Annotated in this window: 21 protein-coding genes; 12 read left to right on the forward strand and 9 right to left on the reverse strand. The window is 75.3% G+C overall.

Annotation, left to right across the window (positions count from 1 at the left end; genetic code table 11):
• Positions 1 to 20 precede the first annotated feature (20 nt).
• Complete coding sequence (locus tag LN037_RS21640) at positions 21 to 761, reverse strand: SDR family NAD(P)-dependent oxidoreductase (protein ID WP_230756698.1); 741 nt, start codon at positions 759 to 761, stop codon at positions 21 to 23.
• A 38-nt stretch (positions 762 to 799) separates the two neighbouring features.
• On the opposite strand from LN037_RS21640, the gene LN037_RS21645 reads away from it, so the two are divergent.
• Positions 800 to 1,237 carry a VOC family protein gene (locus tag LN037_RS21645; RefSeq protein ID WP_230756701.1) on the forward strand — a complete coding sequence of 146 codons (438 nt, stop codon included), beginning with the start codon at positions 800 to 802 and terminating at the stop codon, positions 1,235 to 1,237.
• Here the strand turns inward: LN037_RS21645 and LN037_RS21650 are convergent.
• On the reverse strand, positions 1,234 to 2,922 hold the full coding sequence (locus LN037_RS21650; RefSeq protein ID WP_372460510.1) for a DUF349 domain-containing protein: 1,689 nt from the start codon (positions 2,920 to 2,922) through the stop codon (positions 1,234 to 1,236). The two genes, LN037_RS21645 and LN037_RS21650, sit on opposite strands and share 4 nt — an antisense overlap.
• 143 nt (positions 2,923 to 3,065) lie before the next feature.
• Here LN037_RS21650 and miaA point away from each other — a divergent pair, with 143 nt between their 5' ends.
• The 4 genes from miaA to LN037_RS21670 all read left to right on the forward strand — a co-directional run bounded on the left by miaA (position 3,066) and on the right by LN037_RS21670 (position 7,464).
• A complete protein-coding gene (miaA, locus tag LN037_RS21655; protein WP_230756703.1) occupies positions 3,066 to 3,980 on the forward strand; it encodes a tRNA (adenosine(37)-N6)-dimethylallyltransferase MiaA in 915 nt (304 codons plus the stop codon).
• 10 nt (positions 3,981 to 3,990) lie between these two features.
• Positions 3,991 to 4,833 carry a diaminopimelate epimerase gene (gene dapF, locus LN037_RS21660; protein ID WP_230756705.1) on the forward strand — a complete coding sequence of 281 codons (843 nt, stop codon included), beginning with the start codon at positions 3,991 to 3,993 and terminating at the stop codon, positions 4,831 to 4,833.
• Between the two features lie 175 nt (positions 4,834 to 5,008).
• Positions 5,009 to 6,439, forward strand: a complete 1,431-nt coding sequence (hflX, locus tag LN037_RS21665) for a GTPase HflX (RefSeq protein WP_230757027.1) — start codon at positions 5,009 to 5,011, stop codon at positions 6,437 to 6,439.
• 170 nt (positions 6,440 to 6,609) lie between these two features.
• On the forward strand, positions 6,610 to 7,464 hold the full coding sequence (locus LN037_RS21670; RefSeq protein ID WP_230756707.1) for a hypothetical protein: 855 nt from the start codon (positions 6,610 to 6,612) through the stop codon (positions 7,462 to 7,464).
• Here the strand turns inward: LN037_RS21670 and lexA are convergent.
• Positions 7,461 to 8,243, reverse strand: coding sequence for a transcriptional repressor LexA (lexA, locus tag LN037_RS21675; protein WP_230756710.1), 783 nt, complete (start codon positions 8,241 to 8,243; stop codon positions 7,461 to 7,463). The genes LN037_RS21670 and lexA overlap by 4 nt on opposite strands.
• Before the next feature lie 222 nt (positions 8,244 to 8,465).
• On the opposite strand from lexA, the gene LN037_RS21680 reads away from it, so the two are divergent.
• From LN037_RS21680 to LN037_RS21690, 3 genes are all read left to right on the forward strand, one after another.
• On the forward strand, positions 8,466 to 9,053 hold the full coding sequence (locus LN037_RS21680) for a LysM peptidoglycan-binding domain-containing protein (RefSeq protein ID WP_230756711.1): 588 nt from the start codon (positions 8,466 to 8,468) through the stop codon (positions 9,051 to 9,053).
• 395 nt (positions 9,054 to 9,448) lie between these two features.
• Positions 9,449 to 9,958, forward strand: coding sequence for a transcriptional regulator NrdR (gene nrdR / locus LN037_RS21685; protein ID WP_230756713.1), 510 nt, complete (start codon positions 9,449 to 9,451; stop codon positions 9,956 to 9,958).
• 70 nt (positions 9,959 to 10,028) lie between these two features.
• The gene (locus tag LN037_RS21690) at positions 10,029 to 12,875 is read left to right on the forward strand and encodes a vitamin B12-dependent ribonucleotide reductase (RefSeq protein WP_230756715.1); all 2,847 of its coding nucleotides are present in this window, start codon (positions 10,029 to 10,031) and stop codon (positions 12,873 to 12,875) included.
• Between the two features lie 52 nt (positions 12,876 to 12,927).
• Here LN037_RS21690 and LN037_RS21695 read toward each other — a convergent pair whose 3' ends face one another.
• Positions 12,928 to 13,332 carry a VOC family protein gene (locus tag LN037_RS21695; protein WP_230756719.1) on the reverse strand — a complete coding sequence of 135 codons (405 nt, stop codon included), beginning with the start codon at positions 13,330 to 13,332 and terminating at the stop codon, positions 12,928 to 12,930.
• Between the two features lie 80 nt (positions 13,333 to 13,412).
• Here LN037_RS21695 and LN037_RS21700 point away from each other — a divergent pair, with 80 nt between their 5' ends.
• Together LN037_RS21700 and LN037_RS21705 are read left to right on the forward strand one after the other, a co-directional pair.
• On the forward strand, positions 13,413 to 16,580 hold the full coding sequence (locus tag LN037_RS21700) for an ATP-binding protein (protein WP_230756722.1): 3,168 nt from the start codon (positions 13,413 to 13,415) through the stop codon (positions 16,578 to 16,580).
• Between the two features lie 62 nt (positions 16,581 to 16,642).
• Positions 16,643 to 17,332 carry a hypothetical protein gene (locus tag LN037_RS21705; RefSeq protein ID WP_230756725.1) on the forward strand — a complete coding sequence of 230 codons (690 nt, stop codon included), beginning with the start codon at positions 16,643 to 16,645 and terminating at the stop codon, positions 17,330 to 17,332.
• Between the two features lie 90 nt (positions 17,333 to 17,422).
• On the opposite strand, the gene LN037_RS21710 is transcribed toward LN037_RS21705, so the two are convergent.
• The 3 genes from LN037_RS21710 to LN037_RS21720 are packed head-to-tail and all read right to left on the reverse strand — an operon-like array spanning position 17,423 to position 20,208.
• The gene (locus LN037_RS21710) at positions 17,423 to 18,367 is read right to left on the reverse strand and encodes an MBL fold metallo-hydrolase (protein WP_230756728.1); all 945 of its coding nucleotides are present in this window, start codon (positions 18,365 to 18,367) and stop codon (positions 17,423 to 17,425) included.
• The gene (locus LN037_RS21715) at positions 18,364 to 19,281 is read right to left on the reverse strand and encodes a fumarylacetoacetate hydrolase family protein (protein WP_230756730.1); all 918 of its coding nucleotides are present in this window, start codon (positions 19,279 to 19,281) and stop codon (positions 18,364 to 18,366) included. The genes LN037_RS21710 and LN037_RS21715 overlap by 4 nt, the downstream gene beginning before the upstream one ends.
• A gap of 48 nt (positions 19,282 to 19,329) precedes the next feature.
• Positions 19,330 to 20,208, reverse strand: a complete 879-nt coding sequence (locus LN037_RS21720) for a LysR family transcriptional regulator (protein ID WP_230756734.1) — start codon at positions 20,206 to 20,208, stop codon at positions 19,330 to 19,332.
• Between the two features lie 152 nt (positions 20,209 to 20,360).
• Here LN037_RS21720 and LN037_RS21725 point away from each other — a divergent pair, with 152 nt between their 5' ends.
• Positions 20,361 to 20,609: a hypothetical protein gene (locus LN037_RS21725; protein ID WP_230756736.1), complete on the forward strand. Its 249-nt coding sequence runs from the start codon at positions 20,361 to 20,363 to the stop codon at positions 20,607 to 20,609.
• A gap of 48 nt (positions 20,610 to 20,657) precedes the next feature.
• Positions 20,658 to 21,857: an amidohydrolase family protein gene (locus LN037_RS21730; protein ID WP_230756740.1), complete on the forward strand. Its 1,200-nt coding sequence runs from the start codon at positions 20,658 to 20,660 to the stop codon at positions 21,855 to 21,857.
• Here the strand turns inward: LN037_RS21730 and LN037_RS21735 are convergent.
• Together LN037_RS21735 and LN037_RS21740 are read right to left on the reverse strand one after the other, a co-directional pair.
• Complete coding sequence (locus tag LN037_RS21735; RefSeq protein WP_230756743.1) at positions 21,800 to 22,627, reverse strand: ABC transporter permease subunit; 828 nt, start codon at positions 22,625 to 22,627, stop codon at positions 21,800 to 21,802. The two genes, LN037_RS21730 and LN037_RS21735, sit on opposite strands and share 58 nt — an antisense overlap.
• Positions 22,624 to 23,580, reverse strand: a complete 957-nt coding sequence (locus LN037_RS21740; protein WP_255694670.1) for an ABC transporter ATP-binding protein — start codon at positions 23,578 to 23,580, stop codon at positions 22,624 to 22,626. The genes LN037_RS21735 and LN037_RS21740 overlap by 4 nt, the downstream gene beginning before the upstream one ends.
• Between the last annotated feature and the right edge of the window lie 10 nt (positions 23,581 to 23,590).

Below are 23,590 nucleotides of genomic sequence, written 5' to 3' on the forward strand. Positions count from 1 at the left end.
AGTCACGGCCCGTCACGACCTCAGCCCGACTCGGGGTCCTGCCCCTGCGCGGCCCGGCCGCCGTCCACGGGCAGCACCGCTCCGGAGACGAAGGACGCCGCGTCGGAGAGCAGGAACGCGACGACGTCGGCGACCTCCGCACCTCGGCCGAGGCGCCCCAGGGGATGCAGCGCCGCGATCTGTCGGTCGAACTCCGCCGGGTCGGAGAGGCCGTCGCGATGGGCGTGCGACCGCTCGGTCCCGATCGAGCCCAGGGCCACGGCGTTGACCCGGATGCCGTCCGGACCGTGGTCCACCGCGGCCGCGCGGACGAGGCCCTCGACCGCGGCCTTGGCCGTCGCGTACGGCAGCGCACCGCGGACGGCCCGCTGCGCCTGGTGGCTGGACACGGTCACGACGGAGCCGGCCCGACCCGCCGTCCGGAAATGGCCCACGGCGACCGAGGTCCCGACGACCGCGGGCGCGAGGTTGGCCAGGACCAGGTCGAGCACGGCGCCGGCGCCGGCGACGAGACCGGCGTCCCGGAAGACCGCCGCGTTGTTGACCCAGCCGACGAGGGGCGCGTGGTGCTCGGCGAGCTCCGCCGCGCCGACCATGGTCTCCTCGTCGGCGGCGTCCCCCACGAACGGGACCACGTCGTCGAACTGCGCGAGCGCGTCCGCGTCGAGGTCCACGGCGACGACCGTGTGCTCGCGAGCGAGCCGTTCGGCGATCGCGCGCCCGACCCCGCGGCCCGCACCGGTGACGACGACGGAGGTCATGGACCGACGATGTCAGACCCCTGGGGCATGGTGACGCCATGGTCGACCACCCGATCCTGCGCCAGACCGTCCTCGACGCCGTGGACGCCCGCGGCATCGCCGAGTTCTACCGGCAGCTCCTCGGGCTGCGGTACCGGATCGGCGACGACCCGCCCGCCGACGGCGGCCCCGACCGGCAGGCGCAGGAGTGGCTCGCCCTGCGCGACGAGCACGGGATGCCGGTGCTGGCCGTCCAGCCCGTCAGCGAGCTGCCGCCGGTCGACTGGCCTTCCGGGCACCAACGGGTGCACCTCGACCTGACGGTGCCCACCGTCGAGGACCTCGAACGGCAGCAGCGCCGTGCCCTCGACCTCGGCGCGACGCTGCTGCTCGACCGGTCCGACGACGAGCACGAACCGCTCTACGTCGACGCCGACCCGGCCGGGCACCCGTTCTGCCTCTTCGTCGCGCCCGGCACCCCGGACGACGGGCACTAGCCCGTCGCGCGCTCCGCGGCGGCCAGCCACTCCCGCCACGTCGAGGCCTGCTGCTCGGCCTCCTTGGCGCGGCGCTCGTCCCCGGCGGCTCGGGCCTTTGCGGCCTGGGCCTCGTAGGCTTCCACGCGCTCCCGGAACTGCCCGACGCGGGCCTCCTTCTCCGGGTCGGTGCGCGACCAGCGCCGGTCGACGGCCGCGCGCACGCGGTCCTCGACCTCCTTGAGCCGGTTCTGGAACTCGCGCACCCGCTCGCGGGGCACCTTGCCGATCTCGTCCCACCGCTCCTGCAGCGAGCGCAGGGCGGCACGGGCGGAATCGGTGTCAGACAGGTCGATGGCTGCGCCCTCCTTGAGGAGCGCCTCCTTGGCCGTCGCGTTCTGCGTGAACTCCGCGTCGCGGGCGTCGAACGTGGCCGACCGGCGGGAGAAGAAGTGGTCCTGCGCACCGCGGAAGCGGGCCCAGAGGGCGTCGTCGGTGTCCTTCGACGTCCGCCCGGCCGCCTTCCACTCCGTCATGAGCTCCTTGTAGCGCCCGGCGGTGGCGCCCCAGTCGTCCGAGTCCTGCAGCGACTCGGCCTCGACGACGAGCTCCTCCTTGCGGGCCTTCGCGGTCGCCCGCGCCCGGTCGAGCTCGGCGAAGTGGGCCCCACGACGACGGGTGAAGGTCTCACGGGCCTTGGCGAAGCGCTTCCACAGCGCGTCGTCGGTCTTGCGGTCGATCCCGCGGATCGTCTTCCACTCCTCGAGCATCGCCGAGAAGCGGTCGCCTGCGTGCTTCCACCGCGTGGTCTCCTCGGCGAGGGTCTCCGCCTCGCCGATGAGCGCCTCCTTGCGCGCGACCGCCTGGTCGCGGGCGCCGGCCTTGGCCGTCTTCTCGGCCTTCCCGGCCTGCTCGGCGGCGGTGATCACGGCGTCGAGCCGCACGACGAGGCCGGGGAGGTCCCCGACGACCGCCGCGACGTCGAGCCGCTCGCGCAGGACGGTCGCGCTGCGCAGCACGTTCGCCGCGTCGCCGCGGCCGGAGTGCAGGCGCCGGACGAGGAGGTCGGCCTCGGTGCGCAGGTCGTCGAAGCGTCGCGCGTAGTGGGCCAGGCCCTCGACGGCGTCGCCCGCCTGCCAGGAGCCGACGGCCCGCTCGCCCTCGGGTGCCACGGTGTAGACGGTGCCGTCGGTGTCGACGCGGCCCCACTGTGCGGGGTCGTCGGTCGCGGCCGGGACGGTCGGCAGTTCCGCGACCTCGGCGGCCGGAGCCGCCGGAGCCGCCGGCTGCGCCGGGCCGGCCGGAGCCGCGGCGGGGTCCTGGGGCTCCGCGTCGGGGGCGCCGGGCGGGGGACCGGGCGCCGGCACCGCGGGCGCCGACTCCGCGGGGGCCTGCGCCGCCTCGTCGGCCGCGGCGTCGTCGGCGGTCGCGTCGTCCGGCGCCACCGCGGCCGGGGACACCGACACCATCGCGTCCCCGGAGGTCGCGGGCACCGGCTCGTCGGGCGCCGTGGCCACCGGGGCCGTGCCCGGTGCCGCCTCCGGGACGGACTCCGGGTCCTCCGCGGCCACCGCAGCGGGGGAGACCTGCACCTGCTCCACCCCGTCGGGCTCGTTCGTCGTGGTCTCCTGCTCCGTCACGTCGTCCGTCGCCCCGCTCGTCCCCGGGACCGCGCCGGCCACCCCCGTGGCCTGCTCGTCGGCCATGCGCCGCACACCTCCCGCTCCGATCGTGCGGGCATTCAAACAGTAGACCCGGCGGTGCCGCACCCCCGACCTGCGACGACCCGCTCACGGGGGCACGACCCCGCCCGCCCCGGGACCCCGCCCGGCGCGGGATCATGGCCTCGATGACCAGGCCGATCGCCCTCGTCGGGCCCACCGCCACGGGCAAGTCCGACCTCGCGCTCGAGCTGGCCGAGCGCCTGGACGGCGAGGTCGTCAACACCGACGCCATGCAGCTCTACCGGGGCATGGACATCGGCACCGCGAAGCTCCCGGTCGCCGAGCGCCGCGGCGTCCCGCACCACCTCCTCGACGTCCTGGACGTGACCGAGACCGCCTCCGTCGCCGCCTACCAGCGGGACGCGCGGGCGGCGGTCGACGCCACCCGCCGTCGGGAACGGACCCCGATCGCCGTGGGCGGATCGGGCCTCTACGTCCAGGCGCTGCTCGACGACCTCGCGTTCCCGGGGACCGACCCGACGCTGCGCGCGCGGCTCGAGTCGGAGCTCGCCGAGGTCGGCCCGGGGGCGCTGCACGGTCGGCTCGCGGGCGTCGACCCCGACGCCGCCGCGACCATCCTGCCCAGCAACGGGCGGCGGATCGTGCGGGCGCTGGAGGTCGTCGAGCTCACCGGGCGACCCTTCGCGGCGAGCCTCCCGCGGCCGGGCCGGCCCCGTCACGACACGCTGCTCGTGGGCCTGGACCGCGACACCGCGGAGCTCGACGCCCGCATCGGGACGCGGGTCGACGTCATGTTCGACGCCGGGCTCGTCGACGAGGTCCGCGCGCTCGAGGCGCGCGGGCTGCGCGAGGGCGAGACCGCGTCCCGCGCGGTCGGCTACCGGGAGCTCCTCGAGGTCCTTCCCGACGACGGGTCGGAGCAGCTCGCCGAGGCCCGTCGCCGGATCGTCGTCGCCACCCGTCGACTCGTGCGCCGCCAGCGGTCCTGGTTCCGCCGGGACGACCGGGTGCGGTGGTTCGACGCGGCGTCGCCCACGCTCGTCGACGAGGTGCTCTCCCTGGTCCGGACGACTTCGTAGGCTGGGCGCCATGGAGTACGTCCTCGGCCACGGCACGGAGAACGACTTCGTCCTGCTGCCCGACCCCGACGGTCGCCTCGACCTCACCGCCGCCGCCGTCCGCGCCCTGTGCCACCGCCGGCGCGGCCTCGGCGCGGACGGGGTGCTGCGGGTGGCGCCGTCCGAGGACCCCGGCGCGACGTGGTTCATGGACTACCGCAACGGCGACGGCTCGCTCGCCGAGATGTGCGGCAACGGCGTCCGGGTCTTCGCCCGCTACCTCGTCGAGGCGGGCCTGGAGCCCGGACCCGAGTTCGACGTCGCCACCCGGGCCGGGCTGCGGCACGTCCGGGCCGGCGGGGACGAGGTGACCGTGGACATGGGCCCGGCGCGGGTGGGCGCGGAGTCGACGGCGGTCGTCGGGGCGGGGACCTCGTTCCCGGGCCTCGCGGTCGACGTCGGCAACCCGCACCTCGCCTGCGTGACGACGGCCGACCTCGATGCGATCGACCTCTCGGTCGCCCCCGGCCACGACCCGGCGCTCTTCCCGCACGGGGTGAACGTCGAGTTCCTCGCCCCGCTGACCGACGACCTCGCCACCCGGTTGCGGGTCCACGAGCGCGGCTCGGGCGAGACCCGGTCGTGCGGGACGGGCACGGTCGCCGGCGCGGTGGCCGGGCTGCGCGCGGCCGGGCGCACGGAGGGCACGGTCACGGTCACGACGCCGGGTGGGGTGCTGCGGGTGGGCGTCGAGCGTGCGACGACCACGCTGACCGGTCCGGCCGTGCTCGTCGCCCGGGGCGAGGTCGAGCTCGGCGGGTCGGCCGACGCGCCGTACGCGTTCACCCGCGTGGCCCAGGTGGCGCGCGCGTAGCAGCCGTCGATAAGACGTGGTGAGGCGCCCCGCGGCGTGGGACAGTGGAGTCAAGATGACTGAACCTGCACCCGCCCGTCCCGCCGCGTCCCCCGACCCTCGTCCCGTCGGGCGGCCGATCCGCCTCGACGACCAGGACGTCCCCGTCGAGCCCACCGACGTCACCACCGGGTCGATGGAGCTCGAGGAGCGGAGTTCGCTCCGCCGGGTCCCCGGCCTCACCGGGGCGTCCACCGAGCTCCAGGACGTCACCGAGGTCGAGTACCGGCAGCTGCGCCTCGAGCGCGTCGTGCTCGTCGGCGTCTGGACGAGCGGCACCGCCGCGGCCGCCGACGCCTCGATGGTCGAGCTCGCGCGGCTCGCCGAGACGGCCGGCTCCGAGGTCCTCGACGGCCTCGTCCAGCGGCGCTCCTCGCCCGACCCGGCGACCTTCGTGGGCTCCGGCAAGGTCGCCGAGCTGCGCGAGACCGTGCAGTCGACCGGCGCGGACACCGTGATCGCGGACGGCGAGCTCTCGCCCGGCCAGCTGCGGCAGCTGGAGGAGAAGCTGAAGGTCAAGGTCGTCGACCGGACGGCGCTGATCCTCGACATCTTCGCCCAGCACGCGCGGTCGCGGGAGGGCAAGGCCCAGGTCGAGCTCGCCCAGCTGCGCTACTTCCTGCCCCGCCTGCGCGGCTGGGGCGAGTCGATGTCGCGCCAGGGCGGTGGCGCGGGCGGCGGTGCCGGCGGCGGCGTCGGCACCCGTGGTCCCGGTGAGACCAAGCTGGAGACCGACCGTCGGCGCATCCACCAGCGGATCGCGAAGCTGCGCCGCGAGCTCGAGGGCATGAAGACCGTCCGCGACACCCAGCGCGACCGCCGTCGCCGTCGGGACGTCCCGGCCGTCGCGATCGCCGGCTACACCAACGCGGGCAAGTCCTCGCTGCTCAACGCCATCACCGACGCCGGCGTGCTGGTCGAGGACGCCCTGTTCGCGACCCTCGACCCGACCACCCGCCGGTGGGAGACCGCGGACGGCCGCGTCGCGACGCTGACCGACACCGTCGGCTTCGTGCGGCACCTGCCCCACCAGCTCGTCGAGGCGTTCCGGTCGACGCTGGAGGAGGTCGGGGACGCCGACCTGATCGTGCACGTCGTCGACGGCTCCGACCCGTCGGCGCTCGAGCAGATCGCCGCGGTCCGCGAGGTGATCGCCGAGATCGGGCACGACCCCGACGAGCCGCGCCCGCCGTCGCGCGGGGACGACCCGCAGCGGGCCCTCCCCACGCCGCCCGAGCTGCTCGTGGTGAACAAGGTCGACGACGCCGACCCGATGGCCCTCGCGCAGCTCCGCGCGACCCTGTCCGGCGCGGTGTTCGTCTCCGCCCGCACGGGGGAGGGCATCGACCTGCTCCGCCGGCGGATCGCCGAGGCGCTGCCGCGCCCGGAGGTCGAGGTGGAGGTCGTCCTGCCGTACACCGAGGGCGCGCTCGTGGCCCGGGTGCACACCGAGGGCGAGGTGCTGAGCGAGCGGCACGTCGCCGAGGGGACCGTGCTGCACGCCCGCGTGTCGTCCGAGCTGGCCGCCGCGGTCACCGAGGCGGCGGTCCCGGTCGCGGTCTCCTGATCCTCGACCTGGTCCTGACGGCGGCCCTGGTCGCCCTCCCCGGTGGCAGCAACGCGTCGTCGCCGTCGTCCGGTGGCAGTTCCGCCGCATCGTCGATCGACTGCGCGCTGACCGACCCGCGGCTGGCGGAGGTGTCGGGGCTGGCCGTCGGTCCGGCCGGACCCGTCGTCGTGAACGACAGCGGGAACGCGACCGTGGTGTACACGCTGCGCCCCGACTGTTCCGTGGCCTCGGCCCGCCCCGTGGGCGTGCGGGGGCGCGACGTGGAGGACCTGGCCCGGGGCGCGGACGGGACCCTGTGGCTCGCCGACGTCGGCGACAACGACCGTGAACGGTCGACCGTGGCGCTGATCCGGCTCCCGACGACGGGTCCCGGTACCGTGGTGCGGTTGTCCTACCCCGACGGGGCGCACGACGCGGAGGCGTTGCTGCTGGCCGCGGACCGGCGGCCGGTGGTCGTCACGAAGGAGGGCGGCGGGTTCGGCCGGGTCTACACGACCGACCGGCCCCTGCCCGACGAGTCGTCGGCGCCCGTGCCGCTGCGGGCCGCGGGCGAGGTGCGCCTGCCCCCGTCGACGACGGACGGCGGCCCGGCGAGCTTCCTCGGGCGCGGCCTGATCACGGGCGGGGCCGTGTCGGACGACGGCCGCACGGTGGCCCTGCGGACCTACACCGACGCGTGGCTCTTCCCGGTGGACGGTCCGACCGCGGACGACGTCGTCGCGGGTCTGCGGGCCGCGCCGACCCAGGTGCCGCTGCCGGGCGAGCCGCAGGGGGAGGCCGTCGCGTTCACCGCGGACGGGGGCCTGCTCTCGGCGGGGGAGTCCCCGTCGGGCGGTCCGGCGGCACGGCTGCGCGAGGTGGTGGTCCCGGCGCCCGCGTCCACCGTCCCGGCCCCGGTCGAGGGGCGGGCTCCGGCCGCGCCGGACACCGACCGTCGCGGGACGGTCGTCGCGGCCGCGGTGCTGGGGGTGCTCGTCGTCGCGTCGGGCGGGGTGCTGCTCGCGCGCCGGCGGCGCCGTTAGAGCCGGCGCAGGACCGCGGTGACCTTGCCCAGCACCGTCGCCTCGTCGCCGGGGATCGGCTCGTAGGCCTCGTTCGCCGGGAGCAGCCAGACGTGGCCGTCCTTGCGCTTGTAGGTCTTCACGGTGGCCTCGTTGTCGAGCATCGCGGCCACGATCTCGCCGTTCTCGGCGTTCGGCTGCTGGCGCACGACCACCCAGTCCCCGTCGGTGATCGCGGCGTCGACCATGGAGTCGCCCACGACCTTGAGCAGGAACAGCGAGCCCTCGCCGACGAGCTCCTTCGGGAGCGGGAAGACGTCCTCCACGGCCTGCTCGGCCAGGATCGGCCCACCGGCGGCGATGCGGCCCACGACGGGCACGTAGGACGGCGTCGGCCGGTCCGCGCGCACGCCCTCGGTCTCGGAGCCGCCGCCGAGCTCGGGGTCGAGCTCCTCGGGCATGAAGACCTCGAGCGCCCGGGGCCGGCTCGCGTTGCGGCGCAGGAACCCCTTCTTCTCGAGCACCTTCATCTGGTGCGCCACCGACGAGGTGGAGGTCAGCCCGGCCGCGTCGCCGATCTCCCGCACGCTCGGCGGGTAGCCCACCCGGTCCATGTAGTCGCGGATGACCTCGAGGACCTTGCGCTGGCGCGGGGTGAGCGCGGGCGTGCCGGAGGCCGAGGGCTCCGGTTCCCGGTCGGGGAAGGCGTGCACCTCGGCGGTGACGGCCGTGGCGATCCCGGCCGCCTCGCCGTCGGCGGCCGGCGGGTCGGGCGTGCCGTCGCGTCCGCGTCCGGTCATGGCGTCCTCCTCGGGTCGAAGCGTGAGCCCGGCGGCGTGCCGACCGCGGTCGGTCGGCGGTGACGCTGCGTGCTCCCGCCCGTGAAGGTAGCGCCGAGCGCGCGACGGATCAAACACGTGTTCGAAGGACACGCCGGTCGGTCCTTCGACGTTGTCGGGGGTCGGTGCTAGACATCGCACAGGCGTTCGATCGAACGTCTGTGCGAGGGAAGAAGGTGCCCGATGAGCTCTCCGACTCCGGTGCGGTCGCGGATCGCGGCCGCCGGGCCCGACGCGGCGTCCGAGCAGGTCACCCGGGGTGTCGACGCCGGGTGGGGCGGTCGTCCCGCCGCCCGGACGCGCCCCGCGGGGCGGGCCGTCACCGGCTCGCCGGCCCGCCCGGCGCCCCGGCGGGACACCACCCGGCCCGCCGGTCGGCCCGCGGCGCTGGTGGTCCCGCCGGCCCCGCCGCTGCCGTCCGTCGAGCGGGTGAATTGCAGCGATGTGATTCATGTCGCTCCGGCGATCGCCGTGGTGCGGCGGCGCCGGGCCGTCGCGGTGGTCGTGCTGGCCGTCGTGCTGGTGGGCCTGGTCGCCCTCGCGGTGCGCCTCGGCGGCGCGGCCGCCGGTCCGGCCGCACCGGCCGGTTCCGTGCCGGCGGGCACCGCGGTGACCGTCGTGGCCCCGGGGGAGACGCTGCTCGACGTGGCCGCCCGGGTGGCCCCGGGGGCCGAGCGCTCCGCGGTCGTCGACCGGATCCGCGCGGCGAACGACCTCTCCTCGTCCCTCGTCACTCCCGGTCGTCCCCTCGTGGTGCCCGCGGCGCCCTGAGCCGCCGTGGGGGTGGTGTCGCCGCGTCACCCACGCGTGCGCTCACCGGCACCACACGCGCCCGCCGGGCGCGCGAGGGTGCCGCTCGCCGAGGGCGTCGCCGGTCCAGGGGATCCGAGTTGCACCGCTTCCTCGGGTGTCGCTAGCGTCCCGCCCCAACATCTTGTGGTTACATCGATGTAGTTAGTCCACAGGTTGTGTGTGCAGGTGGAGCGTTGTCCACAGGGTCCCGCACAGGATCCGGTCGGCGCTCCACCGAGGTCGGTGGTTCGTCCACCGGCGGCGCACCCGGGTCCACACCCGGGAGCGTCCTGGTCCACAGCGGTGTCCCCAGGCGGTGTCCGGGGAGGCCGTTCATCCACAGGCCGAGCCGGCCGGCGAGGAAGGAGAACCGGGTGCGCTGCCCGTTCTGCCGCAACGACGACTCCCGGGTCGTCGACTCGCGCGAGGCCGACGAGGGCCAGGCGATCCGTCGCCGCCGCTCCTGCACCGCGTGCGGGAAGCGGTTCACCACCGTCGAGGAGGCCGTCCTCGCGGTGGTCAAGCGCAGTGGGGTCACCGAGCCGTTCAGCCGCGACAAGGTCGTGCGCGGGGTGGCCCGGGCCTGTCAGGGTCGTCCGGTCGATCCGGACGCGCTGGCGCTCCTGGCGCACAGGGTGGAGGAGACGGTGCGGGCGTCGGGCACGGCCGAGGTGCCGAGCCACGAGGTCGGGATGGCGATCCTGGGACCGCTGCGGGAGCTGGACGCCGTGGCCTACCTCCGGTTCGCCAGCGTCTACCGGAACTTCTCCTGCGTGGCCGACTTCGAGGCCGAGATCGCGGACCTCCGGGAACGGACGACGGAGCACGAGGCAGTCGACGCAGTCGACGAGGACGACGGCCGGTTGACCGGCGCCGGTCGTTGATGGTCGGGGAAACGATGCCGGGTCGTGGGGAAGCGTCCCCGGCACACGCGAGCACGAGGGGATTGAGCGGATGACGGAGACCGTCGGGTCCGACACGAGCACGAACGGTTCGGCGCCGGAGGGCGCGGCCGGTCGCGGCCTGTCGATCACGCGCGTGCACACCACCGAGGGGGTCCACCCGTACGACGGGGTGGAGTGGGAGCGCCGCGACGTCGTCATGACCAACTGGCGCGACGGCTCGGTGAACTTCGAGCAGCGCGGCGTCGAGTTCCCCTCGACGTGGTCGGTGAACGCGACGAACATCGTCACCAGCAAGTACTTCCGCGGTGCGGTCGGGACGCCGCAGCGGGAGTCGAGCCTGCGTCAGCTGATCGACCGCGTGGTGCGCAGCTACACCGAGGCCGGCCGCACGCACGGGTACTTCGCGACGCCCGCCGACGCGGAGATCTTCTCCGACGAGCTGACCTGGATGCTGCTGCACCAGTACTTCAGCTTCAACTCGCCGGTCTGGTTCAACGTCGGGACGGCGTCGCCGCAGCAGGTCAGCGCCTGCTTCATCCTCGCCGTGGACGACACCATGGAGTCGATCCTCAACTGGTACCGCGAGGAGGGGCTGATCTTCAAGGGCGGCTCCGGCGCCGGCCTGAACCTCTCGCGCATCCGCTCCTCGAAGGAGCTGCTCTCCTCCGGCGGCACGGCCTCCGGTCCGGTGTCGTTCATGCGCGGCGCCGACGCGTCCGCCGGCACGATCAAGTCCGGCGGGGCGACGCGGCGGGCCGCGAAGATGGTCGTCCTCGACGTCGACCACCCCGACATCGCCGAGTTCGTCGAGACCAAGCGGGCCGAGGAGAAGAAGATCCGCGTCCTGCGGGACGCGGGCTTCGACATGGACCTCGGCGGCGCCGACATCGCGTCCGTGCAGTACCAGAACGCCAACAACTCGGTGCGCGTCACCGACGAGTTCATGCGGGCCGTGCAGTCGGGCGGGCAGTTCGGCCTCCGGGCGCGGATGACCGGTGAGGTCATCGAGTCCGTCGACGCCAAGGGCCTGTTCCGGCAGATGGCCGAGGCGGCCTGGGAGTGCGCCGACCCGGGCCTGCAGTACGACGACACGATCAACGACTGGCACACCTCGCCGGAGTCCGGTCGCATCACCGCGTCGAACCCCTGCTCGGAGTACCTGCACCTGGACAACTCCAGCTGCAACCTCGCGTCGCTGAACCTCATGAAGTTCCTCGGCGACGACGGGCGCTTCGACGTCGACGGCTTCACGCGCTCGGTCGAGCTCGTCATCACCGCGATGGACATCTCGATCTGCTTCGCGGACTTCCCGACGCCGGAGATCGGCGACACCACGCGCGCCTTCCGGCAGCTGGGCATCGGCTACGCCAACCTGGGCGCGCTGCTGATGGCGACCGGCCACGCGTACGACTCCGCGGGGGGCCAGGCGCTCGCCGCCGCCATCACCTCGCTGATGACCGGCACCGCCTACCGCCGCTCCGCCGAGCTCGCCGGGGCCGTCGCGCCCTACGACGGCTACGCCCGCAACGCCGACGCGCACCGCCGCGTCATGCGCAAGCACGCCGCGGCGAACGACGCGATCCGCACGCTGCACCGCGAGGACGCCCGCGTCCGCGACGCGGCGACGAAGCAGTGGCAGGACGGCCTCGAGATCGGCGCCCGCAATGGGTGGCGCAACGCGCAGGCCAGCGTGCTCGCCCCCACGGGGACGATCGGCTTCATGATGGACTGCGACACCACCGGGGTGGAGCCGGACTTCTCGCTGGTCAAGTTCAAGAAGCTGGTCGGCGGCGGCTCGATGCAGATCGTCAACCAGACCGTGCCGCGCGCGCTCGCAGCCCTCGGCTACCAGGGCGAGCAGATCGAGGCGATCGTCGAGTTCATCGCCGAGCACGGCCACGTGGTCGACGCCCCGGGCCTGCGCCCGGAGCACTACGAGGTCTTCGACTGCGCCATGGGCGAGCGGGCCATCGCGCCGATGGGCCACGTGCGGATGATGGCGGCCGTCCAGCCGTTCATCTCCGGTGCCATCTCCAAGACGGTGAACATGCCCGAGCGGGCCACCGTCGAGGAGGTCGAGGAGATCTACTTCGAGTCCTGGAAGATGGGGCTCAAGGCGCTCGCGATCTACCGCGACAACTGCAAGGTCGGCCAGCCGCTGTCCACCGGCAAGTCGAGCGGGTCCACGGCGGAGTCGAGCACCGGCGCCGAGGTCGCGACCACCGACCACCGCCCCGTGCGCAAGCGGCTGCCGAAGAAGCGCCCGAGCGAAACCGTGTCGTTCGCGGTCGCGGGCGCCGAGGGCTACATGACCGCCGGCTCCTACCCGGATGACGGCCTCGGCGAGATCTTCGTCAAGATGTCGAAGCAGGGGTCGACCCTCGCCGGCGTCATGGACGCGTTCTCGATGGCGATCTCCATCGCGCTGCAGTACGGGGTGCCGCTGGAGACCTACGTGTCGAAGTTCGTGAACATGCGCTTCGAGCCCGCCGGCATGACCGACGACCCCGACGTGCGGATGGCGACGAGCATCGTCGACTACCTGTTCCGTCGCATCGCGCTCGACCACCTGCCGTACGAGAAGCGGGCCCAGCTCGGCATCTTCTCGGCGGACGAGCGGACCGCGCAGGTCGCGAACGACTACGGCCAGGCCCCCGCGGCCCCGGTCGAGGTCGTGGAGGAGCTCCGGACGACCGTCGACGCAGTGGAGGAGCCGGTCACCACGACCGGCACCCGCAAGGCCGACATCTCGGTCGGCAGCTCCACCGAGCTGCTCGAGCTGCAGCAGGGCAAGGCGGCCGACGCGCCGCTGTGCCTGACCTGCGGCACGAAGATGCGGCCCGCCGGCTCGTGCTACGTCTGCGAGGGCTGCGGCTCCACCAGCGGCTGCAGCTGAGTCCGCTCCCCGGGGTGGGAGGGCGAGCGCCCTCCCACCCCACGAGCGGGGCTCAGTCGGCCGGAGGGGCGTCGACGACCACGACGACGTTCCCGTCGGGGTCGCGCAGCATGAACATCAGCGGGGCGCCCGGGGTCTCCTCGGGTGCCGCGTCGAGGTCGACGCCGCCGAGGGCGGACAGGCGCCGGTGCTCGCCCAGCACGTCGGTGGTCTCGACCCCGATCGAGGAGCCGCCGGGCTCGTCGAACATCGGCGGGTTCAGGGCCAGGCGGGTCCGGGAGCCGGGCGGAGCGACCTCCACCCACCGGTGCTCGCCGTGCTCGCCGAACGACGTGTCGCCGCGGAGCTCCCAGCCGAGGGTGTCCCGGTAGAACGCGATCGCGGCGTCCTGGTCGGCGACGGTGAACATGACGACCCCGATGTTGGTGACGGTGGTCGAGGTGGGCGGCGCGGACACGGATCCTCCTGCGGGTCGGGTGCCTCGGTACGGTAGAGCTATGTCGTGGTTCTCTTCAAGGACCACCTAGGCTGGCGGTCGTGCTCCGCGTCGACGTGCTCGGCGACGTCCGCGCGACGATCGACGGCCGGACGCTCGACCTCGGCGGCCCGCGGCAACGGGCGGTCCTGGGCATGCTCGTCGCGGCGGACGGGCGGGTCGTCTCCACCGACCGGTTCCTGGAGGACCTGTGGGCGGGCAGCCCGCCGCCGAAGGCCCTCGGCGCCCTCCAGGCCTACGTCTCGCACCTGCGGCGCCGGCTCGAGCCCGACCGGGCGCCGCGGACCCCGGCGACCGTGCTGGTCAGCGTGGCGCCCGGGTACCGGCTCACGCTGCCGGACCAGCAGGTGGACGCCTGGGAGGTCGCCCGGCTCGTCGACGACGCGCGCACGGCTCCGCCCGCCGAGGCGATGACGCTCGCGTCCCGGGTCCTGGCCCGCTGGACCGGCGCCCCGTTCGCCGCCTACCGCGACGAGCCCTGGGCCGCGAGCGCGGCCGACCGCCTCGTCGAGCTGCACGCCGCCGCCGCGGAGATCGCGGGGGAGGCGGCGCTCGCGCTCGGTCGGCCCGCCGAGGTACTGGCGGCGCTGGGCGAGCTCGTCCGCGCCGAGCCGCTGCGCGAGAGCGCGGCGGCCCTGCTCGCCCGCACGCTCGTCGCGGTCGGTCGCCCGGGCGACGCGCTGGCGGTCCTGCGCGACGTCCGCGCCCGGCTCGCCGACGAGCTCGGACTGGACCCGGGCGAGGCCTGGCACGACGCGCAGCAGGCCGTCCTGGCCCCGGCCCCCGTGCCCACCCGCCGTCGGGAGGACCCGCCGGCGCCCGAGACCGACGACGGTTTCCTCGGACGCACCGAGGAGCTCACCCGTTTGCGCCGGGCGGGGGAGGAGACCGGCGCGCGGGCCGGGGTGGTGTGGGTCGCCGCCGGGGCCGGGACGGGGAAGTCGGCGCTCGTCGACCGGTTCGCGCAGGAGGTGACGGGGCGTCGCGTGCTCCGCGCCCGCTGCCCCGAGGCGGCCGGTGCGCCGCCGGGCTGGGCGTGGCGGGACCTCGTCACGCGCGCGACCGGGACGGCGCCGACCGCGACCGACCCGTTCGCGCTGGCCGCCGCCGTGGCGCCGGTGCTCGCCGGGCCGACGACCCTCGTGGTCGAGGACGTGCACGGCGCCGACGGGGAGACCCTGCAGGTGCTGCGCCACCTGGTCGCGAACGGTGGCGGCGCACTGCTCGTCGTGGCGACCTACCGCGACGACGAGGTCTCCGACGACCTGCGGGCCACCCTCGCGCTGCTGGCCGCGCAGACCCGTGACCGGGTCCGGCTCGGCGGGCTCGACGCCGCGTCGGCGCGCCGGCTGCTGCGCCGGCACGCCGGCCGCGAGCTCGGCGAGCACACGTGGCGGGCCCTGCTCGACCGCGCCGCCGGCAACGCCCTCTTCCTGCGGGAGCTCGGCGACCTCGCCCGGACCGAGGGCGACGACGTGGCGACGCGGGACCTCCCCGCCGGGGTCGCCGACGTCCTCGACCGGCGGCTCGCCCGCCTGCCCGCCCGGGCCGTCGCGACCCTCACGCGGGCCGCGGTCCTCGGCCGCGAGGTCGACGTGGACCTGATGCTCGAGGTCGACGTCCTGCGCGGACCGCTCGACGAGGACGACCTGCTCGACGACCTCGACACCGGCGTCGTCGCCGGCCTGCTCGAGGGCGGGAGCACGCTGCGGTTCAGCCACGCCCTCGTCCGCGACGCCGTCGCCGCGCGCATGCCCCCGCTGCGGCGCGCGCGTCTGCACCGGGCGCTGCTCGACACGCTGGCGGTCCGACATCCCGAGCGGGTCCACGCCCTGGCCCACCACGCGGAGCTGGCCCTCGACGCCACGACCGCCGCCCGCGCCCTCCCGTCCCTCACCGCCGGTGCCGCCGCGGCGCAGGAGGCGGGTGCGGTCGGGGAGGCGGTCCGCTGGCGACGCGCCGCGGTGCGGGCGCACGACCTCGGTGCCGGCGACACCGCGAGCCGACTCCGTGCCCACCGGGACCTGGTCCGCGCGCTCGCCGCCGCCGGCGACCTGACCGCCGCGCTGGCCGAGCGGGAGCGCTCGGTCGCGCTGGCCCGGCGCCTCGGCGACGCCACCGACGAGGCGTGGGCCTGGAGCTGGGACGTCGTGACCCTCTGGGCCACGCGGCCCGCTCTCGACGACCAGGACGCCGCGATCGCGCGGGTGCAGGAGCTGCTCGGCGTCGTCGACCGGACCGACCGGCGCCTCCGGGCGGAACTGCTGTTGGCGCTCGCACACGAGTCGCAGCCGTGGCTCGTCGACCTCGGTCGCGCGGCGGGCGACGAGGCCCTGGGCCTCGCCCGCGAGCTGGACGACCCGCGCCTGCTCTGCCGGGCGCTCGGCGTCGCCCACCTGCACACCTTCGCGGTGGCCGACCCGGACCACCAGCGCCGCGTCGGCGAGGAGATGCTCGCCGTCGCCACCCGGGCCCACCTCGGCGACCACGTCGCCCTCGCACACCTCGTGCTCTCCGCGGCCGCGGTCGGGCGCGGCGACCTCGACGCGGCCCGCAGCCACCTCGACGGCGCCACCGCGACCGCCGGCGCGGGCCAGCTCCCGGTGCTGGCGCTGTGCGTCGCGGTCTTCGCCGCGACCCTCGACCTCGTCGCGGGCCGCATCGACGCCGCCCGCGCGGCGTTCGACGAGCTCTCCGCCCGGATCACCGCCTCCGGGGATCCGAACGGCGGCGCGATCCGGGCCTGGATCCTGACGACGGTGGCGGCGGTCGCCGGGGACACCTCGAGCGCGCTGGACGAGCTCGAGGCGATCGCGACGGCCGGTGGGTCCGACGTCGTCGCCGTGCTGCGGGTCCTCGCGCGGCTCGACGCCGGACGGGAGGACGAGGCCCGCGCGCTCTGGCCGCTCCCGCCGTACCCGCGGGAGGCCACCTGGCAGCTGGAGACCGCGTTCCAGTGCCTCGCCGCCTGCCGGCTCGCCGACGCCGAGGTCGTGCGCCGCACCCGCGACGACCTGCGGCCCTGGGCGGGCCAGCTCGTCCGGACCGGCAACGGACAGCTCGTCCTCGGCCCGGTCGACCTCGTCCTCGCCCACGCCGCCGTCGTGCTCGGCGAGGACCCCCGCCCGCACGCCGAGGCCGCCGCAGCACTCGCCCGCCGGCTCGGGGCGCCGCACTGGCTCGCGGCGGCGGAGGGCCTGCTCGGCTGAGCGCAAGTCGATCGCAAGTGGCGTCGGGCAGCGTGCGCGGCACCACCGATCGAGGAGTCACCATGACCGTCACCCACCGCCACCTGCTCGCCCTCGGCGGCGCCGCGCTCGCGCTGTCCGGGATCACCGGTCTCGTGGGCGGGATGCTGCACCCCGTCGTCGACGGGCAGTCCCATTCCGTCGCGTCGATCACCGCACCGGGCGGTCCACCGGCCTATCTGCTGCTCTACGGCGGCGCGATCCTGCTGATGCTGGGGCTGCCCGCCGTCACGGCGTGGCTCGCGCCGCGGGTCGGGGTGCTCGGCGTCGTCGGCCTCACGCTGTACTTCGTGGGCAACGCGCTCTCCGCGCAGTCGCACCTCGTCGTCGAGGGCTTCGTCGCCCGGGAGGTGCCGCAGGCCATTCCCGACGACGGGTCGATCGTCGCCTCGGGCTCGTTCGCGCTGCTGCAGGTGGTCGGCGGGCTCGTCTTCGTCGCCGGGGTGCTGCTGACCGGGATCGCGCTGCTCCGCCGCGGGTCCGGCGTCCCGTGGTGGATCGGCGCCGCCTTCGTGCTCTCCGCGCTCGGCGTGCTGGTGCCGCTGCCCGAGGCACCGGTGCTGACCGGACTGCAGGTCGAGCTGTTCGAGGCGGTCGGGACCGTCGGGCTCGGTCTGCTCGCGGTCCGGGCGGCGCGCAGCGCTCAGCCGGCGCCCGCCGGGTCGCCGTACCGGGCGGCCGCGTGGACGGCCTCGACGGAGAAGGTCACGTGACCGACGGCCACCGCGGGCCACGTCCGCGGCGGCCACCCGGGCCACGTCCGCGGCACGGCACCGACCGTGCGACCCGGAGCGCGGTCGAGGTCAAGCCAGGCAGGTCAACGGGCGCCCGCCGTTCCACGTGACCATGTCGCCGAGGGCCGCCATCACGTCGATCGCCCCGCCGCGCGGCGTCCCGTCGAGCTCCGCGTAGGCGCGGTGCAGGTTCCCGACGATGCGCTCGGCGTCCGGCCAGTCGGCGAACCGGCCGAGATCGGTGTCCTGCGCGGCGGCCAGCGGGGACAGCCCCGCCGCCCGTCCCCGCTCGGCGACGTCGAGCACGAACCGCAGGTAGTCCAGCGTGGCGTCGAGCGGGGCCCGGTCGTGGAACACGGGGCCGTGCCCGGGCACCGTCGTCGTCGCGCCCAGCGGGGCGACGACCTGCTCGAGGACGTCGATCGCGCCGGTCACCGAGCCCATCAGCAGGAACGGCGTCCCGCCGTTGAACACGAGGTCGCCGCAGAACAGCGTCGACCGCTCCGGGAACCACACCAGGGAGTCGTTGGTGGTGTGGGCGGGCGTGCCCACGTGCAGGACCTCGGCCCGCAGATCCCCGACGTGGAGCGCGACGCGGTCGGTGAACGTGAGGAACGGCGGGTCCAGGGGCAGCGTGCCCCACTCCGGGTTCTCCCAGAACGGCAGCTCCCGCGGCGGCCCGAACGCGATCATCTCCTCGCGGGCGCGCTCGTGGGCCACGATCGTCGCGGTGCAGAAGAGCGCGTTGCCCCAGGTGTGGTCGCCGTGGTGGTGGGTGTTGACCAGGGTCCGGACCGGGGCGGACGTGACCGAGGCGATGGCGTCGACGAAGGCGCGGGTGCGGCGTTCGGTCGAGCAGGAATCGACGGCGACGACGCCCTGCGGTCCGACCGCGAAGCCGGTGTTGTTGATCCACCACGTGCCGTCGGGCTGGACGTAGGCGTGGATCCCGTCGGAGACCTCCTCCAGCCGCGGCGGGCCGGGGACGGTGATGTCGTGGGTGTGGGCACTCACCGGGTGTTCTCCTCGCGCAGGGGACGGACGGGGGCGCCCGCGACGATCGGCGCGTCGACGGCGCCGAGGCCGTCGACCTCGAGCCGGACCCGGTCGCCGGGGCCGAGATAGGTGTAGGCGTCCGCGCCGTGCACCCGCGAGAGCTCGAGGATGCAGCCGGTGCCCACCGTGCCGCTGCCGATCAGGTCGCCGGGGACCACCCGCGTGCCACGCGAGGCGTAGGCGATCATCTCGCCGAACGACCAGTACAGGGCGTCGAGGCGGCCCGCGCTGTAGGGCGTCCCGTTGACCGCGGCGCGCATGGCGGCGGCGGCCGGCAGCTCGTCGGGCGTGAGCATCCAGGGCCCGCAGCTCGACGCCGAGTCCTTGCCCTTGGCGGGGCCGAGGTTCAGCTTCATCTCCTCGCCCTGCAGGTCGCGGGCGCTCCAGTCGCAGAACAGCACGTAGCCGGCGACGTGGTCGACGGCCTCGTCGGGATCGAGGTCGGAACCCTCCCGGCCGATCACCGCCGCGACCTCGAGCTCGTAGTCGAACGCGGCGCTGCCGGGGGAGACCGGGACGGGCTCGTGGGGCCCGCGCAGCGACGCCGGGTTGGTGAAGTAGAAGACCGGCTGCTGATACCAGAGCGGGTCGACCGTCAGGCCGATCGCGGCGCTCGCGGTGACCACGTGCTCCTCGAAGGCCATGAAGTCCCGGATCGACGGGGGCCGGGGCACCGGGGGCAGCAGGGTCACCGTGCCGGGGTCGACCTCGGGTGCCGCCAGCGCGGCGTCGGCCGCCGTGCGCAGCCGCGTGCCGTCGTCACCGAGCAGGTCCACCAGCGCGGTGGCGCCCGGCACCGGGTGCAGGACCTCGTCCCGCCAGACCGCGGTCCGGACGGTCCCATCGGCCTCGGAGTAACTGCTCCAGCGCATCCACGCTCCCCTCGTCGGCGGCCAGTCTGCGGCGGGCGCCGTGGTAGATCATGGACCGATCCGGTTGCGGTCGAGGCCCGCCACGGCGCGCGCCGCGGCCCGGACGACGGCCACGGGGTCGCGGTGGTCGCCGGGGCGGCTCGCGACGGCGACGGTGGCCGGGGGTCCGTCGACCGGCACGTAGCGCACCCCGGGGTGCGGGAAGAACCGTCGGGCGGGTTCCGCGTGCAGCCCGAGCCGCCCGCTCGTCGCCACCGCCGTCGCGACCCCGGCGGGGGAGCGCACCGTCACCCGGCCCCGACCGCCGGCGCCCTCGCCCCACTCCGCGAGCCCCGCGGAGGCGCCGACCGGGGAGACCAGCCGCTGCCCGGCGACGTCGGCGCGGGTGAGCCGGTCGGCCCGGGCGAACTCGGAGCGGACCGGGACGACCGCGACGCGCTCGGACGTCAGCACCCGGTCCAGCGTGGGGTCGTCCGCGCCGCCCACGTCGTGGACCAGCGCGAGGTCGACCTCCCCGGAGCGGACGGCGTCGTACTGGTCGGCCCAGGTCAGCTCGACGGTGTCCACCGCGAGGTCCGGGTACCGGGCCGCGACCAGGTCCCACACGTCGGGCCAGAGGTCGGCCAGCCCGAAGCCGAGCACGCCGATGCGCAGCACGCCGGGCACGTCGCGACGGGCGTCGACCTGGTCGACCAGCGCGTCCAGCCCCGCCAGCGCCTGCCGGGCGCGGGGGACGAAGCGTTCGCCGGCGGGGGTGAGGGCGACCCGGCGGCTGGTGCGGGCGAACAGCCGGGTGCCGAGCTCGCGCTCGAGTGCCTGGATCCGGCGACCGAAGGGTTGCGCGGCGATGAAGTGGGCCTGCGCCGCGCGGCCGAAGTGCAGGGTGTCCGCGAGCGTCACGGCGTACCGCAGGGCCCGGACGTCCATGTCCCACCACCTCGCCGTGCACCGGGGCGCCGTCGGGCGATGCTACGGCGCGCGGACCCGTCGTCGGGATGGTCGATCGGAACCGGAACGGGACATGTTCCGCGGCGCGCGCGCTCCGATGCTGGCCCGGAACCCAGCCACGAGGAGGCACCATGGCACGCACCCTGATCCGGGGCGGTCACGTCCTGACGATGGACCCCGCGCTCGGCGACCTGCCGACCGGCGACGTCCTCGTCGACGACGGGGTGATCACGGCGGTCGCCCCGTCGCTGCCCGACACCGACGCCGAGGTGCTCGACGCCCGGGGGCACCTGGTCCTGCCCGGGCTGATCGACACCCACCGGCACACGTGGCAGTCGCTCGCCCGCGGCATCTGCGGCGACTGGACGCTCGGCGACTAATACTTCGGCATCCGGCTCGCGATCTCACCCGCGTTCACCGCCGACGACGTGGCGCTGGGACAGCGGCTCGGCGCCCTGGACGCGCTGAACGCGGGCGTGACGACCCTGCTCGACTTCTCGCACTGCAACAACACCCCCGACCACAGCGACGCGGCCGTGCTCGGGCTGCGCGACGCCGGGATCCGGGCGGCGTTCTGCTACGGCTTCTTCGAGAGCTCGCCGGAGGCGTCGCGCTTCGGGGACCACGACGCGCGGCTCGCCGACTTCCACCGTGTCGCCGACACCCACTTCGCCGGCGGCGACGACCTGCTCACCCTCGGCGTCTCGCTCTCCGAGCTGTTCGGCCTGCCCTTCGACCGGTCCGTCGCCGAGCTGGCGGCCGCCCGCGAGCGGCGCGCCCTGGTCGTCAACCACACGGGCTGCGTCTGGGGCAGCGTGCTGACCGGCGGGATCCCCGAGCTGGACGCCCTCGGGCTGCTCGGCCCGGACATGGTCCACGTGCACGGCAACACCCTCGGCGACGCGGAGTGGGAGGCCGTGGCCCGCAGCGGCGGCAAGATCTCGATCTCCGTCGAGACCGAGCTGAACATGGGGATGGGCCGCCCGGTGTTCGAGCGGTGCCGCCGCCACGGCCTGGCGCCGACCCTGTCCGCCGACGTCATCTCGCTCAACTCCGGCGACCTCTGGCACGAGATGCGTTTCGGGCTCGGGTTCACGCGGTGGGAGGCGACCGAGGCGGTCAACCGCGCGGGCGCGATGCCGGAGCGGGTGACCACCCTCGCGCAGGAGGCGCTCACCTGGACCACGGTGAACGCCGCCGACGCGCTCGGCCTCGGGGACCGGGTCGGCTCGCTGACCCCGGGCGAGCGCGCCGACCTGCAGCTCGTGGGTGGCGGCGCGCTCGAGCAGCACCCGCGGATCGACCCCTACGCGACGCTGGTCTTCCAGACGACCGCCGCCGACGTCGCGACCGTGCTCGTGGACGGCCGCGTCGTGAAGCGCGACGGCGTGCTCACCGGGGTGGACCTGCCGCGGCTGACGGCCGAGGCCGACCGCGCCGCCGACGCGATCCTGGGCCGAATCCGCGACGCCGGGCGGGCGCTGCCGGGCACCCCGCCCGGCGCCTTCGAGGCCCTCGAGCCCGTGGCCCGCGGCTTCCACGCCGAGGCGGTGCGGGCCGCGGCGGGAGCTCAGCCGTCCCGACGTGCCATGCGCCAGGACGTCACGCCCACGCCGAGCACGACGTAGACCAGCGCCCGCAGCGTGGACGACGCCAGGCCGTCGAGCGGCAGCGGATCCCGGAGCACGTCCGTGCCGGCCCCGAAGCCGCTCGTGAGCAGCAGCGGCTGCAGCCAGTCGAGCGCGGGGATCGCCCCGAGCACGCCGAACACGATCAGGCCGCCGAGCACGCACGCCAGGACGACGAGCGGGTGCTCGGTGAACGTCGAGATCGCGAGCGCCACGGCCCCGACGGCGAGCAGCTGCCCGACCGTCCACGCCGCCACCAGTGCGATCCGACCGAGGGCCTCGCCGACGCCGAGGGTGGTCCCGGAGAGCGTGATCAGCGAGCCCGGCCCGCCGACCACCAGGGCGCCCGCGATCATCCCGACGACCGCGATGATCGCGACGGCGAGCACCGCCACCGTGATCACCCCGGCCGCCTTCATGACGACGAAGCGGGCCCGGCCGACCGGCGCGACCAGCAACCCGCGCAGCGTGCCGGACCCCGCCTCGCCGGCCACCGCGTCCGCGGCGGCCGACGCCACCGCGAGCGGCAGCAGCAGGGTGAGGGCCAGCCCGAGGGCCGCCACGGGCAGGACGAACCCGTTGCCCGCGACCTGGGCGATCAGCCCGCGGCCGCCCCGCCCGGCCACCGCGATGCCGATCGCCACGGCCACCGGGATCAGGGCCAGCAGGCCGAGCACCACGAGGGTGCGCGGGCGCCGGAGCACCCACCGGATCTCGGCGCCGACCACGCGGCCGAGGGAGGCGTGGGTCCTCTCGAGTACGGCGGTCACGCGTCCTCCTCGGTCAGCCGTGCGAAGAGCTCCTCGAGGTGCGCCCGGCGTCGGGACACCTCCCAGACCCCGACCCCCGCGTGCACCAGCGCGGCCACGACCGCCGGCGGGTCGACCTCGGTCACCGCCAGGGCATCGTCGCGCCGGTAGGCCTGGAAGCCGGCGGCCCGCAGGGCCGCGAGCCCGCGGTCCGCGTCGTCGACGGTGAGGGCGAGCTCGCCGTCGGAGGCCAGCAGCGTCGCGAGCTCGCCCGACACCAGCAGCGACCCCTTCGCGAGCACCGCCACGTGGGTGCACACGGCCTCGACCTCCGCGAGCAGGTGCGAGGACAGCAGCACCGTGGTGCCCGCCTCGTGCAGCTCGGCGATCACGCGTCGGACGTCCCGCGTGCCGGCCGGGTCGAGCCCGTTCGTCGGCTCGTCGAGCACGACCAGCCGTCGCGGCACGAGCAGCGCCGCGGCCAGCCCGAGGCGCTGCTTCATGCCCAATGAGTAGCCCCGGTAGCGACGCCGGGCGGCGTCGGTGAGCCCGACCCGCTCCAGCGCCGCGTCGACCGGGACCCGGAGGTCGCCGTCCAGCCGCGGCTCGCACGCCGCGGCGCGGAGCAGGTTGTCCCGCCCCGACAGGAACGGGTGGAAGCCCGGGCCCTCGACGAGCGCCCCGACGTCGGGCAGGGCCCGCTCGAGCTGCGTGCCGTCGTGCCCGAGCAGCTCGACCCGGCCCGCCGTCGGCGGGGTCAGGCCGAGCAGCATCCGGATCAGCGTCGTCTTGCCCGAGCCGTTCGGGCCGAGGAGTCCGACGACCGCGCCCGCCGGCAGGTCGAGGTCGACGCCGTCGACCGCGGTGACCGACCCGTAGGTCTTGCGGAGGTCCCGCAGCCGGGCGGCGGGCTCGCTGCCCGTTCCCGACGACGGGTCGGTGCGGGTCTGCAGGGCCTCCTCGGTCACGCTCATGTCCCTACTC

The sequence above is a fragment of the Actinomycetospora soli genome (assembly GCF_021026295.1).
Lineage (GTDB): Bacteria > Actinomycetota > Actinomycetes > Mycobacteriales > Pseudonocardiaceae > Actinomycetospora > Actinomycetospora soli.

Bases quoted from the DNA above. Each gene is read 5' to 3' on its own strand.
- LN037_RS21725 (WP_230756736.1), top strand. From the start codon at position 20,361: ATGGCACGCACCCTGATCCGGGGCGGTCACGTCCTGACGATGGACCCC.
- lexA (WP_230756710.1), bottom strand. From the start codon at position 8,243: ATGACCGGACGCGGACGCGACGGCACGCCCGACCCGCCGGCCGCCGAC.
- LN037_RS21640 (WP_230756698.1), bottom strand. From the start codon at position 761: ATGACCTCCGTCGTCGTCACCGGTGCGGGCCGCGGGGTCGGGCGCGCG.
- LN037_RS21645 (WP_230756701.1), top strand. From the start codon at position 800: ATGGTCGACCACCCGATCCTGCGCCAGACCGTCCTCGACGCCGTGGAC.
- LN037_RS21690 (WP_230756715.1), top strand. From the start codon at position 10,029: ATGACGGAGACCGTCGGGTCCGACACGAGCACGAACGGTTCGGCGCCG.
- LN037_RS21720 (WP_230756734.1), bottom strand. From the start codon at position 20,208: ATGGACGTCCGGGCCCTGCGGTACGCCGTGACGCTCGCGGACACCCTG.
- LN037_RS21680 (WP_230756711.1), top strand. From the start codon at position 8,466: ATGAGCTCTCCGACTCCGGTGCGGTCGCGGATCGCGGCCGCCGGGCCC.
- LN037_RS21650 (WP_372460510.1), bottom strand. From the start codon at position 2,922: ATGGCCGACGAGCAGGCCACGGGGGTGGCCGGCGCGGTCCCGGGGACG.
- LN037_RS21715 (WP_230756730.1), bottom strand. From the start codon at position 19,281: ATGCGCTGGAGCAGTTACTCCGAGGCCGATGGGACCGTCCGGACCGCG.
- dapF (WP_230756705.1), top strand. From the start codon at position 3,991: ATGGAGTACGTCCTCGGCCACGGCACGGAGAACGACTTCGTCCTGCTG.
- LN037_RS21705 (WP_230756725.1), top strand. From the start codon at position 16,643: ATGACCGTCACCCACCGCCACCTGCTCGCCCTCGGCGGCGCCGCGCTC.
- miaA (WP_230756703.1), top strand. From the start codon at position 3,066: ATGACCAGGCCGATCGCCCTCGTCGGGCCCACCGCCACGGGCAAGTCC.
- LN037_RS21740 (WP_255694670.1), bottom strand. From the start codon at position 23,580: ATGAGCGTGACCGAGGAGGCCCTGCAGACCCGCACCGACCCGTCGTCG.
- hflX (WP_230757027.1), top strand. From the start codon at position 5,009: ATGGAGCTCGAGGAGCGGAGTTCGCTCCGCCGGGTCCCCGGCCTCACC.